The organism is Haloferax litoreum (genome assembly GCF_009674605.1).
GTDB lineage: Archaea > Halobacteriota > Halobacteria > Halobacteriales > Haloferacaceae > Haloferax > Haloferax litoreum.
The window spans coordinates 61,122-73,710 of sequence record NZ_WKJO01000001.1 but is presented as its reverse complement, the minus strand read 5'-3'; the positions used below and the strand labels follow the sequence as shown (position 1 = coordinate 73,710).

Below are 12,589 nucleotides of genomic sequence, written 5' to 3'. Positions count from 1 at the left end.
CTACCGACGTAGTTCGGCGTATGGACGAGCGCGTACACCCCGAGGTGCGACGCATCGCGGACGAAATCGACACGATGGAGATTCGCGGTGCGGCGACCATCGCCGACGCGGTGGCCCGTGCCCTCCGAACGCAGGCCGAAGAGAGCGACGCCATCGACCCGGGAGCGTTTCGGGGTGAACTCCGTGCTGCGGCCCGGACACTCTACGAGACCCGTCCGACCGCCGTGAGTCTCCCCAACGCCCTCCGGTACGTCCTCCGTGGAATGTCGAGTACGACAGTCGAAGGACTCCGACAGAACGTCGTCGAATCGGCAGACGAGTTCTGTGCGCGTCTCGACCGGGCACAGGCCGACCTCGGCCACGTCGGTGCGAACCGCCTCCGCGATGGGGACGTCATCATGACCCACTGTCACTCGACTGACGCCCTCGCGTGCGTCGAAGCCGCAGTCGAGCAAGGAAAACACATCGAGGCTATCGTCAAAGAGACGCGCCCGCGGAATCAGGGGCACATCACGGCGAGCGAACTCCACGAGATGGGCGTCCCCGTGACGCTCATCGTCGACTCGGCGGCCCGACGCTACCTCAACGACGTGGACCACGTGCTGGTCGGTGCGGACGCCGTCGCCGCGGACGGGAGCGTCATCAACAAGATTGGGACGAGTGGCCTCGCGGTCAACGCCCGCGACAGAGGCACGCCAATCATGGTCGCCGCACAGACACTCAAACTCCATCCGGGAACGATGACCGGCCACACCGTCGATATCGAGATGCGAGACACGGACGAGGTCATCGACGACGAGACACTCGCAGAGTTGGGGAATCCGACCGTCAAGAACCCGGCGTTCGACGTGACGCCCCCGCGCTACGTGGACGCCATCGTCACCGAGCGCGGACAGTTCCCGCCCGAGAGCATCGTCATCTTGATGCGTGAACTGTTCGGCGAAGGGACGACCGAACCGTGGGTCGAACCGTAATCAGTCGACACCACGTTCGTCGGCGACAGCAGACATGACCTTCATCTCCGCTTTCCTGAGGTGCTCTGCCGCAGTCCCCGCTGAACAACCGAGTCTGTCTGCCACTTCCGAGACTGTTCCCTCGCGCGGTTCTCGGTAGTAACCGCAGGCGACCGCTTCGTCGACCGCCTCTCGTTGGCGACGCGAGAGAGCAGGGGCAGATAGCTCTGTTTCACCGGCGTACTGTCGAATCTGGAGCACTTCGACGTCGATACCGTCCGGCGTCTCGTCGACTGCCGACTGCAACGCGGTGGTGGTGCCGACGACAGTGACCTGAATCGACCCGTCGCCGTCGAAGACGACCGGCGGGACGACGACGAGACCGTCCTGCGTGAACGCAGTCGTCTGCTCGGCAGCCGTCACGTCGAGTCGGTCCTGAACCGAGAGATAAAACGTCTCGCCACCCGTCGGAACCACTTCGTACGACAGGACAGACGGACTCGCGTCGAGCGCGTCCCGATACGCCTCGACGTCGGTCCCAACGACTTCGAAGATGATGGTGTTCACCTCGCTGACAGCGGGGTTCCAGTGGAGCAATCGCGTCTGCTCGAACGCTTCGTGTTCGACCACAAATGCGTGCATCGGATGCATCTGTTCGTCGTCCGGGTGGAGACGTAACCGAAGCGACTTCATGTGAGTCAGTTGACTACACTCCTCAATAAATACCCGCCGCACCAGTGAGGCAGAACGCCGAACTGGTTCGTGAACCAACACTAGCGTATCGAACCCGGTATGTCATCCAATCCTCCACAGGTGTCGTCGACGGTGGTGTCGCTTCCCGACCGACTCCGGCGCCACGTCGGTGATGCCATCGTCGACCTCGACACGCACGTTCACGCCCCGGAAGTGACGATTCGCCCCGACGATGTGCAGGCGGTCCTCTCGACACTTCGAGGCGAACTGGGGTTCGACCACCTCTCGTGTGTGACCGCACAGGAGTACGAAGACCGCTACGAGTCGATTTACCACCTGAAGTCGTACGACGACCCAACACACGAACTGAGTGTCGTCGTTCCCACGCCTCGGTCCGAACCAGTGAGTGAGTCTGCTGCGCCCGTCTTTCACACGGCGGCGTGGCACGAACGCGAAGCGTACGACCTCGTCGGTATCCAGTACGACGACCACCCGGACCTTCGCCGCATCCTCCTCCCCGAGACGTGGCAGGGGCATCCACTCAGCCGCGACTACGACCAACAGCGACCACAAATCGTCCCGTACGACGAGAACGCGAACCCGCTACACAAAGACGGGTGGGCCGAGGACAACACGATGCTCCTCAACATCGGCCCGCACCACCCGGCGACCCACGGGGTGATGCACCTCCAGGTGGTCCTCGACGGCGAGCAAGTCGTCGACGTGGAACCCGACATCGGCTACATCCACCGCTGTGAAGAGCAGATGTGTCAAGAGGGGACGTACCGCCACCAGATTATGCCGTATCCCGACCGCTGGGATTGGGGTGGTGCAGGCCTCCTCAACGAGTGGGCCTATGCACGGACTGCGGAGGCACTCGCAGACATCGAGGTGCCGGAGTACGCGCAAGTCGTCCGAACGCTTGCGGCCGAGTTGAGTCGAATTCTCTCACACATGCTCGCCGTCGGCGCGTACGCCCTTGACGTCATCGGCGACTTCACGGCGACGTTCCAGTACGCCCTGCGTGACCGCGAACTCGTCCAGGACATCCTCGAAGACCTCACGGGCCAGCGATTGATGTTCAACTACTTCCGCCTCGGTGGCGTCGTCTGGGACCTCCCCGAACCGCGCGAGGAGTTCTTCGAGAAGATTCGGACGTTCGTCGACGGCCTGCCCGCGAAACTCGAAGAGTATCACGACCTGCTGACTGCGAACGAGATTCTGCAGGCCCGGACGGTCGATACGGGTGTCCTCCCACCGAACGTCGCCAAATCCTACGGCGTCACCGGTCCCGTCGCCCGCGGGTCAGGCATCGACTACGACCTGCGTCGCGACGACCCCTACGGCTACTACGACGAACTCGACTGGGACGTCGTCGTCGAAGAGGAGTGCGACAACTTCGCGCGCCTGCTCGTTCGACTCCGAGAGGTCGAGGAGTCTGCAAAGATTATCGACCAATGTGTGGACCTGCTCGAAGACTGGCCAGCAGACGAGCGGACGATTCAGGCGAACGTCCCTCGGACCATCAAACCGGAAGACGATACTGAGGTCTACCGCGCTGTCGAGGCCGCAAAAGGTGAACTCGGCATCTACATCCGTGCCGACGGGACAGACAAACCGGCCCGGTTTAAAATTCGTGGCCCCTCGTTCTCGAACCTTCAAGCGCTTCCAGAGATGGCCGAAGGTGAGTACATTCCGGACCTCATCGCGTCGCTCGGGAGTCTCGATACGATTATGGGCGAAGTTGACCGGTGATGCCGAACAGGAGACACCCGGTGTCGGTCTCCGGAGGTCTCAGTCGTCCGTGCGTGACGGAGAGGCAGACCCACCGTCTGCGAGGGCGGCATCGACGTCGCGTGCTGCGCTCCCTGCTACGTTCGCCTGCGCGTCAGCTGCTGCACCGGTCGTGGCATCTGCGGTCCGTGTGCCGGTTTCGGTTGCTCCAACGTCGAACTCGCCGACGAGGTCGTTTAGCGACTGTGCAGACGCCGACACCTGCTGGATGTTCTTCGTGACTTCGTTCAGTGCCGCCGTCTGTTCTTCGGTCGCCGCCGAGACAGTGCTCGCTTCGGACGTGGTCTCCTCGCTGACGCTCGACACGTCGTCGACCATCGAGACGACTTCTTCGGTCGAGACAGCCTGATTTTCGGTGGCCTCGGATATCTCCGCGACGCCGTGTTCGGCCTCTCGAATCGCATCGGAGATATCGTCGAACATCTCGATAGCGTCCTCGATAGTCTCGGACCCTGCTTCGACGCTCTCGTGCATCTCCTGCATGTCGTCTACGGTGTCGTCGGTTCGGTCCTGAATCTCGTCGATGCGCGCTTCGACTTCGTCGGTCGCCTCGCTCGCTTCGTTCGCGAGTGCCTTGATTTCGTTCGCGACGACGGCGAAGCCTTCGCCTGCCTCACCCGCACGTGCGGCCTCGATGGAGGCGTTCAGCGCGAGCAGATTCGTCTGCTCGGCGATGTCGGTGATGAGTTGGACGATTTCGTTGATTTCGCCGATTTGGTCGCCGAGGGATTCGACCTGTTCGACGGCGTCGGTGGCCTCCGCCTCGATGGTCGAAATCTCGTCTGTGGCGTCCGCGGCGTGTTCGCGGCCCTGTTCAGCGAGGTCTACCGCCTGATTCGCCGTCTGGACGACACCGTCGGCGGAGGCGGCGACTTCTTCAATGGTCGCCGAGAGGTCGTTCATCTCGTTGGCCACGACCTGAAGTTGTTCGGTCTGCTGTTCTGCACCGTGGGCAATCTCTTCGACGGACTGCGCAGTCTCCTGACTCGCAGACTCGATTTCCTCGGCACTGGCGACCGTTTCCGTGCTCACTTCCGCGAACTCGTCGGCGACCGATTGCACCTCGACGAACCCGTCTTGTAACTTCTCGATACCCGCTTCGAGGTCGGTCATAATCGCGCCGAACGCACCGGGGAGGTCCGTGCGGAGTTCCTGGTCGAGGTTTCCGTCACCCAGTTCTTCGCCGACGGTCTGGAGTTCGGATACCTGTCGTTGCAGGTTCTCTTGCATGTCCTCGAACGCGACGACGAGTTCGCCGAGTTCGTCGTCGGTGGCGTCGACGTCGATATCGTCCTCGAATCGTCCCCGGGCGAGCAGTTGCGCTTGGTCTCGGAGTGCTTCGATGGGTTCCGAGAAGTACCTCGCCGCGGCGAACCCGAGTCCGACGACGACGACGACGATGCCGCCGACGAGCAAGAGCAGGAAGTTCCGCGCGGAGTCGGTTCGGTCACGAAGCGCGTCTCCCAACTGTTCGCTCGGTGCCGTCACGTCCTGTTCCGGAACCGTCGCGACGAGTGTGAGTTGCGTGTCACCGAAGTCGAGTGGCGCGTGCCCGACGTAGTATCTGTCACCGGCACTACTGTCGGTCGATTGTTCGTAGGTCTGGAGTCCCTTCGTGTCCGAGAGGACGTAATCCGTGGTCGCAACCGCTGATTCGACCTCTCCGAAGTTGGTCGCGCCGTCGGTGATGAGTTTCCCCCTGTCGTTCACCATGGTCAGGTGCCCGGTTTCGCCGACGGTGATGTCGTCGAGCACCGCGTTGAAGACTTCGTAGTCGAGTCTGAGTGCGACGACTCCTGCGAACTCGCCATCACGGTAGACGGGTGTCGAGATGTATCCTTTCGCCTTCCCGTCGACCGTTCGGACCTCGCCGACGTGTACTGTGCCTTTCTCCAGCGACTTCGTCGCGCCGAACCAGTTACTGTTCGAGTACGACGTGTCGACAGACTCGGCGACGACGTCGCCGTCGGTTCGTGCCGCACGGACGATTCCGTTCCCGTCCTCGTCGGTGAGGATAATCTCGTCGTACGCGGGCAGTTCTTCGCCGTTGACTGCGACGGTTCGCGTCCGGAGGTAGTTCTCGAAGGAGTCCTCGATGCCTGCCTCTGCGTCGGCGAGGGCCGTCTTCTGGAGTTCGTAGTAGTAGACACTCGGTGCGAGAACCCAGTCGAAGTCCTCGTAGTAGGTGTACGCGACGACTTTTTGTTCCATCGGATTTCCTGCTTGGGTCGTGTCTTCCCACTCGTACTCGGCGATACCCCACTCCTCACCACTCTGAATGGCGGGCGTCGAACGAGTTTCCTCTTTGACCTCCTCGAAGAACGTCAACGACGCCTCTTCTCTCGCGTTGAAACCATCCGGAAGTGCCGGGTGGACGACGACGTTCGAATCAAGGTCGGTGATGAACACGTACCCGCCCGTACCGATGTATCCTGGCTGGAACATCTCGGCCGCCGTGCCACGCTGGGCTACGCCGTCTCCGTCCGTCCCAGAGATGATTCGCTCGACTCTGTCCTCGACTCGACGTTGCTCGTCTGGGCTGAGTTCCTCCCACGCCCGACCGTCGTACTCCGATTCGAGAATAGTCTGCTTGGTTGTCTCGATGGTATCGTGGAGTTGGAGTGCCGTGTAGCCGAGTTGTTTCTGGCTTTGACGCTTGACGAGTTCCATCTCTCCCGCACTCGCGGCTTGATAGTTCTGCACCGGCGCGGAGTCCGCGAGTGAGCGTGCGTTCACCTGCCGCGAGTTGAGCAGATTCTGAATCCCCTCTTGTCTCGCGTCGACGGTGTTGTTCAGTTCGCCTGTAATCTGTCCTTCGAGGTGGTCCGTACTCTGGTCTTGTGCGTACGACCCAACTGACTGCATGTTCTGTACGCCTGCCACGCCGACTACCGAAACTGGTATCAGAGAGATAGCGAGGCACAACGCGACGAGTTTTGTCCGAATTTTCATTGCTGGTATCTGTGATTGTAGTTCCCGCAATTATTGACAGAGAACCCATGTCACGGCGATTCTGTGGTAAATTGCGGGCTGCTATTGTAGCCGAGAAAAAACGGCCGGTTAAACCTCTCGCACCAATTATCGTCACTGATATTGGCTGGTGCGCAAATCGCATCCATCCCCGCGATATCGGGGTGAATTATTTACTGATGTTGTAAATGTATCACACGAATAACCGTTGGGTCGCTCGCAGAACCCAATCGGTTCACGAGGGCGACGGCGCTCGTACGCGTCGTGACGACAGCCAAGAAAAACGAGAAACGAGATTCGGGTCCGTTACCGCGGCGTCTCTGTGCCCCACTTGTCGAGGGCGACGGCGAGTTCTGGTGTCTCTTCTGCGGCCTCGGTAATCGGTTTTCCGTCGACGTAGGCGTCGATGGCCGCCCGAAGCGCGACTGCTCCTGCGCGAGTCCCGTCCGGGTGGCCGTGGATACCGCCGCCGAGTTGGACGCAGACGTTCGTCCCCGTGGCGTCGAGCAGGTCAGGCAAGAGGCCGGGGTGGAGACCACCGGACGCGACGGGCAACACGTCGGTCATGCCGTAGAGGTCACTCCGCATCCACTCGTTGATGCCGACGGTGTCTTCGTTGGCGAGTTTGCCGAGGCCGGCAGTCCCCGTGTGGAGTTGGTCCACCCCACAGAGACGGGAGACCTGTGCGAGGACGCGCATCGAGACGCCGTGGGTCGGCATGCGGTCGAATGCGGCGTGCATCGCACGGTGGGCGTGGATAGCGATGCCGTGTTTTTCGGTTCGCTCGCGGACGGTCTGGAGGCCCGCCCATCCCGCGGTGATGATGTCCACCATGACGTACTCGCCGCCCTGTGCGGCCACCTCGTCCACGCGGTCCAGCATCGTCTGGGTGTCCCCAGTGACGTTGATGAGGTACGACTTCGTCTCCCCAGTCTCGTCTTCGGCGTCGTCACGGAGTGACAGCGACTCGGTGAGGCGGTCGGAGAAGGGATTGAAGTCCTGGTCGGTCAGGTTCTCGTCGTCTTTCAGCAGGTCCACACCACCGACCCACGCGTCGTACCCGACTTGGGCGTGCGCCTTCGTCGAGAGACCGACTTTCGGCTTGGGGACCGTCGCGGTGATGGGACGGTCGGTGACGCCGAATATCTCCTCTCGGACCGACGACCCGTGGAGGGGACCGGGGTACGACGAGACGATGGACTCCGGCCACTCGCAGTCCATCAGTCGGATGGTGTCGACTGCTTTCATCCCCATGATGTTGCCGGCGATGCACGAGAGCACCTGCGGCATGTTGCCGGGTTCGAACAGGCCGGCGGGGTACGCGACCTTGACGGTGTCACCGTCGATGGAGAACGCCGTGGCACCCATGTCGGTGAAGTCGTCGCCGGTCTGGAGTGCGGCCCACGTTCCGTTGGAGGACTCTGAGGCGACGCGACTCGCTGCCGCCTCGGGCGTCATTCCGGTCGCGGGGTCGATTCGGAAGGTGCAGACGAGTTCCTCGGCAGACGGTTCGTAGTCCAGGTCGAGGAAGTCCTCGTATGTGATGCCCATAGCTTCGCCTACGGCCCGACGAATCTTAAAACGCCATCCCGAAGCGACTTTCTCGGGTGGGGACCAATCAGTACGGTTCGATGCCCACCCGCCGTCGTGGGCCACGACCCAGCCTCACAACACCACGAACGTCGGAAGATACAGGCCGATACAGAGGAGTGCCGCCCGTCGGTCGATTCCCTCACGCCAGTAGAACAGCGCTAACACGACCAGTGAGACGGCGAGCATGTAGACACCGGAGAGTGTCACAGACGCGAGGTCGGTGACGACCACATCAGCGACCAACGCGCCGATACCGAGCGAGAAGACAGGGTCGGTGATGTTGCTCCCGAGAATCGCGCCGACCGAGATACCGCCGCGGCCCTCTTTTGCGGCGATGCCGGCGACGACGATTTCTGGGGCCGTCGTCCCGAGACCGGTGAGCAATCCGACGAAATACTCGGAGATACCGACGAGACGGGCGAGAGCGATGCCGTTCGTCACCATCACCTGTCCTCCGACGACGACCAAGAGGAGGCCGAACGCGACGCGCGGCAGTCCTCGCTCGGGCGTCTCTTCTTTTTCGACGACTTCTTCGGCGATTTCCGCCCCGCCTTCGTTGGTGTAGAGGGTGTAGACGAAGTTCACGTACGCGAGCATCATCAGAAAGCCCTCGGAGCGCTGGACGACGCCGTCTTCGAGCGTGAGGAGCATGATAATCATCGCGAGCGTCATCGCCCCGCCGTAGACCATCACCTCACGGCGCTTCGCCACGATTGGCGAAATAAGCGCGACGATGCCGATAGCGAGGGTAATCTGTGACGTCTCCGACCCGACGATGTTCCCGACGACGATGTCGCCCGCGCCGTAGGACGCGGCGATGACGGAGGTGGTCATCTCCGGAAGCGACGTTCCCACAGAGATGAGCGTCACCCCGATGAAGAACTCTGAGACGCCGTAGAACCGCGCGACTTTCGCTGCCGCGGTGACGGCCCGGTCGGCACCGAAGACGAGGGTGGCGAGGCCAGCGACGAACAACGTAGCCTCGACTATCATCTCGTGAGGCGAACGTCTCAGTGAGACGACGTAAACTGTCGGGTCGAACGCGTGGATGCTGCCTCAGTGATTCACGGAGAGAGCAACGCTCGAACTTCACGGAACTCGGGAACGTCGGTGTCGAGTGCGGCACAGAGCGCATCCGCGGCACCCAAAAGCCACTCGGCGCGTTCGACGCGCGATTCGAGGTCCCCCGGCCCGATGCGGTAGCGGTCTACGAGGGTTTCGATGTCCGCACCTTCGGACCACTCGTGGAGGATGCGAGCGGTCTTGACCGCGGTCAACCAGTCTTCGAACGGGTCGGCCTCGTGCATCGCGGTGGTGAACTCGGCGGCGTGCGTCCGGGCGTACTGGTACATGAGCGCTCGTTCTCGGTTCCCGAGGTACGTGTCGTGCATGTCGGGCGTGTCGCAGACGACTTCGAGTGCGGTTCGCGCCGTCACGTTCTCGTCGGCCATCTCGGAGATTGTCCGAACACCGGCGATGATTCGCGCGCCAGTCGTCGGCGAGACGTACTGCCGCGAGGTCTGCGCACCGAGCGTCGTCGCCGACAACGACGCGCCGTCGACGGCGAGCATCTCCATCGATTCGAGGTCGGAGACGACGTCCGCGACGAGGTCGGCGAGCGAGACGTTCGGGTGTTGGTGCGCGTAGTAGGTCGCAGAGAACACGTCGGCGATGCCGTCCAGAGAGTCGGCGAATCCAGAGGCCACGACCGAGAGGACGTGCGTGCGGAGTGCTTCGGGGTCGGCGAACTGGGAGTCGACCGCCTCTGCGTCCGCCGTCACGTACCGTTCGACGAGTTCGTCTTTCACCGACTCGTCGCCGACGAGGACTGCCTCACCGTATGGGTCGAGGTGGGGACGGCCTGCTCTGCCGCACATCTGGTGGACGTCGAGGACGGGTATCCACGTCATCGAGTCGCCGGTGTAGCGCTTCTGGTCCCGGATGACGACCCGCCGGGCCGGGACGTTCACGCCCGCCGCGAGCGTCGGCGTCGCGCAGATGACCGAGAGTCGCCGGTCGCGGAACGCGTTTTCGACGGCGGCGCGGTGCGTGCTTCGCAGGCCGGCGTGGTGGAATCCGACGCCAGTCCGTGCGCATTCAGAGAGGCGTTCTCCTGTCGTCGTCCCGCCGAGTTCGGCGAGTTCGTCGCCGAGTTCGGGGGCGGGCGAGAGGTCTTCGTCGGCGAGTCTGTCGGCGAGTGTCTCCGCTTCCCGGCGCGACCGGACGAACGCGAGGCACTGGCCACCGTTCTCGACGGCGTCGGCGACGAGCGAGACAGTTGCCTCGGTGGCACCGTCGTCGTTCGGTCCAATCGGCGGGACATCCACGGACAGCGACGAGTCGTCGTCGAACTCGACGGTCCCGTCGGCGTAGACGCCCGTTCGGAGGGAGACAGGCCGCCACGTACTCTCGACGAGTTCGGCGTCTAGCCACGCCGCGATGACCTCTGGGTTGTCGACTGTCGCCGACAGTGCGACGAGTTGCAGGTCGGGGACGCGTCGCTGGAGCGTCGCCAGCGTGATTTCGAGCGTGGGCCCACGTCCGGGCGCGCCGAGGAGGTGTACCTCGTCCACGACGACGCACGCGAGGTCTTCGACCCACGACGCCCCGTTTCGAATCGCTGAATCGACCTTCTCACTCGTGGCGACGACGATGTCGTACTCGCCGAGGTCCTCTTCGGCCGAGTCGAAGTCACCGGTCGAGATGCCGACGCTCACGCCGGGGAGTTTGGCGAACGTCTCGTACTTCTCGCGGGCAAGCGCGCGGAGTGGGACGATGTACAGGCCCGGGCCGTCGGCGGTGAGCATCGCCAACTCGGCGATGAACGTCTTGCCACTGGCCGTCGGAATCGCGGCGACGACTCGCCCGCCGTCGGCGATACCGGCCTCCACGGCGGCGACCTGCGGTGGGTACAACTCCTCGATACCGTTCGACTCGTAGTGAGAGACCAGGGTCGCCGACAACGGGAGGTCACGCACGCGCATCTGTCACACACTGGGTCCGGATTCACTTAAATATCTTCGCCGGTCGAGAACACATTTGGTCGGTGGCAATTCGAACGCAGAACCAGTGCATTCAGTCTCATGTGATAGTATTACTCGGCAGGTATTTCCGTCGTCTGTACGATAAGTGAGTCGAGTAACATGAGCAGACGCGCCCTCCCGGTTGTCCTCCTCGCCCTCGTCGTTCTGGCCGGCGTTCCGGCCCCGACGCTCGGCCAAGAGGCCACCGCCTACATCGACGACGTGACCGTCTCGCCGGCCCAACCGACGCCGGGCGAACGGTTCACGCTCACGACTGTCGTCGTGAACGCACAGAACAGTCAGGCGAACCTCGAAGTCACAGACGTGTTCGTCCGGACCGCTGACGGAACGAGAGACCTCGCGCGAGTCGAAGACCTCGGCGTCATCCCCCCCGGAAGTGACCTCAGAATCCCGCTCTCGGCCCGACTCGAAGACCAAGGAACCTACGACCTTCGCGTGACCGTCGTGGGGCGGAGCGACGGGCAGACACAGCGACTCCAGTACCCCGTGGTCGTCCGCGTTCGCGAGGGTGGCCCACAACTCTCGGTCGAAGTCGGTGACGCCGTCATCGGCACCGACACGCCAGTACAGGTCACCGTCTCGAACGGCGAGGAAGCAATCGCTCGCAACGTTCGCCTCTCGCTAGCCGGCGACAGCGTGACGGTCGAAAACGACACGCGCGTTGTCCCGCGACTGGAGTCAGGCGAGGCGAGGACGTTCCAGTTCAGCGTCAACCCCACGACCGAAGAATCTGAACTAATTGCGAGTCTGCAGTACACCACCGCCGACGGCAACGCACGGACAGCGACGGCATCAGCACCGCTCCTCGCCGACCCACTCCGTGAGGAGGTCCGTCTGGATGCATCGCTCGGTGACGGCGCACGCCCGGCCATCGAGGTAGACGTAACAAACCTCGGGAACGCACCGCTCGAAAACCTCGTTCTCACAGTTCGAGACGGTGATTCGGTGGTTCTCAGGAAACCAGTCGCCTCCGTCCCGGCCGAGTCAGAACGGGCGGTCCGACTGAACGTCAGTTCGGTTGACCGAGCGACGCTCGACGTGGTCGCCGCCTACGAGACTGGCGGCCAAGATGGAACAGCGGAAACGTCGGTCGAATACGTGGCGTCACCGGGACAAATCGAACTCACCGGTATCGACGTGGAACTGGAAGACGGTGACGTGCACATCTCGGGGAGTGCGAGTAACGTCGGTCTCAGCGACGCCCAGAGCGTCGTCGTTCGGGTCATCCCCACTGATGGCGTCGTTCCCGCCCGCCCGTACAAGGAATACTTCGTTGGGAGCGTCCCCGCGAGTGACTTCGCGTCGTTCGACCTCTACGCAACCGTGGACGACGACGTGACGACGGTTCCCGTGGAAGTCACGTACCTCACCGATGGCACGGAGCGAACGGTCCAGACGGAAGTCGACGTGTCAGGCCTCTCGGAAACCCCCGACCAGAACAGTGGTAGCGGACTCAACTCCACGTTGCTCCTCGTCGGCGGAGTCGTCGCACTCCTCGTCGTGGTCGGCGTCGGCATCTTCGCGTATCGACGGCGCTGATTC

General features: G+C 62.7%; 8 protein-coding genes. 3 read left to right on the top strand and 5 right to left on the bottom strand.

All coding sequences use genetic code 11. The features are described from left to right. The first annotated feature begins 20 nt into the window (after positions 1-20). Entirely contained in the window at positions 21-974 is a 954-nt protein-coding gene (locus tag GJR96_RS00360) for a ribose 1,5-bisphosphate isomerase (protein WP_151160970.1), read from the top strand. Here the strand turns inward: GJR96_RS00360 and GJR96_RS00355 are convergent, their stop codons facing one another. Further along, a complete protein-coding gene (locus tag GJR96_RS00355; RefSeq protein ID WP_151160968.1) occupies positions 975-1,646 on the bottom strand; it encodes a helix-turn-helix domain-containing protein in 672 nt (223 codons plus the stop codon). Between the two features lie 99 nt (positions 1,647-1,745). Between GJR96_RS00355 and GJR96_RS00350 the strand changes: the two genes are divergently transcribed. Next, complete coding sequence (locus GJR96_RS00350; RefSeq protein ID WP_151160966.1) at positions 1,746-3,401, top strand: NADH-quinone oxidoreductase subunit D; 1,656 nt, start codon at positions 1,746-1,748, stop codon at positions 3,399-3,401. A 39-nt stretch (positions 3,402-3,440) separates the two neighbouring features. Here the strand turns inward: GJR96_RS00350 and GJR96_RS00345 are convergent, their stop codons facing one another. From GJR96_RS00345 to GJR96_RS00330, 4 genes are all read right to left on the bottom strand, one after another. After that, on the bottom strand, positions 3,441-6,392 hold the full coding sequence (locus GJR96_RS00345; RefSeq protein ID WP_151160964.1) for a methyl-accepting chemotaxis protein: 2,952 nt from the start codon (positions 6,390-6,392) through the stop codon (positions 3,441-3,443). Positions 6,393-6,716: 324 nt separating this feature from the next. Next, entirely contained in the window at positions 6,717-7,961 is a 1,245-nt protein-coding gene (gene rbcL, locus GJR96_RS00340; RefSeq protein WP_151160962.1) for a type III ribulose-bisphosphate carboxylase, read from the bottom strand. A gap of 114 nt (positions 7,962-8,075) precedes the next feature. After that, positions 8,076-8,996: a sodium:calcium antiporter gene (locus GJR96_RS00335; RefSeq protein ID WP_151160960.1), complete on the bottom strand. Its 921-nt coding sequence runs from the start codon at positions 8,994-8,996 to the stop codon at positions 8,076-8,078. A 71-nt stretch (positions 8,997-9,067) separates the two neighbouring features. Beyond that, complete coding sequence (locus tag GJR96_RS00330; protein WP_151160958.1) at positions 9,068-10,987, bottom strand: DEAD/DEAH box helicase; 1,920 nt, start codon at positions 10,985-10,987, stop codon at positions 9,068-9,070. A 159-nt stretch (positions 10,988-11,146) separates the two neighbouring features. On the opposite strand from GJR96_RS00330, the gene GJR96_RS00325 reads away from it, so the two are divergent. After that, positions 11,147-12,586, top strand: coding sequence for a CARDB domain-containing protein (locus tag GJR96_RS00325; protein WP_151160956.1), 1,440 nt, complete (start codon positions 11,147-11,149; stop codon positions 12,584-12,586). The last annotated feature ends 3 nt before the right edge of the window (positions 12,587-12,589 follow it).

Coding starts and splice junctions, on each gene's coding strand:
- GJR96_RS00355 (WP_151160968.1), bottom strand. CDS start 1,646: ATGAAGTCGCTTCGGTTACGTCTCCACCCGGACGACGAACAGATGCAT.
- GJR96_RS00345 (WP_151160964.1), bottom strand. CDS start 6,392: ATGAAAATTCGGACAAAACTCGTCGCGTTGTGCCTCGCTATCTCTCTG.
- GJR96_RS00330 (WP_151160958.1), bottom strand. CDS start 10,987: ATGCGCGTGCGTGACCTCCCGTTGTCGGCGACCCTGGTCTCTCACTAC.
- GJR96_RS00335 (WP_151160960.1), bottom strand. CDS start 8,996: ATGATAGTCGAGGCTACGTTGTTCGTCGCTGGCCTCGCCACCCTCGTC.
- GJR96_RS00350 (WP_151160966.1), top strand. CDS start 1,746: ATGTCATCCAATCCTCCACAGGTGTCGTCGACGGTGGTGTCGCTTCCC.
- GJR96_RS00325 (WP_151160956.1), top strand. CDS start 11,147: ATGAGCAGACGCGCCCTCCCGGTTGTCCTCCTCGCCCTCGTCGTTCTG.
- rbcL (WP_151160962.1), bottom strand. CDS start 7,961: ATGGGCATCACATACGAGGACTTCCTCGACCTGGACTACGAACCGTCT.
- GJR96_RS00360 (WP_151160970.1), top strand. CDS start 21: ATGGACGAGCGCGTACACCCCGAGGTGCGACGCATCGCGGACGAAATC.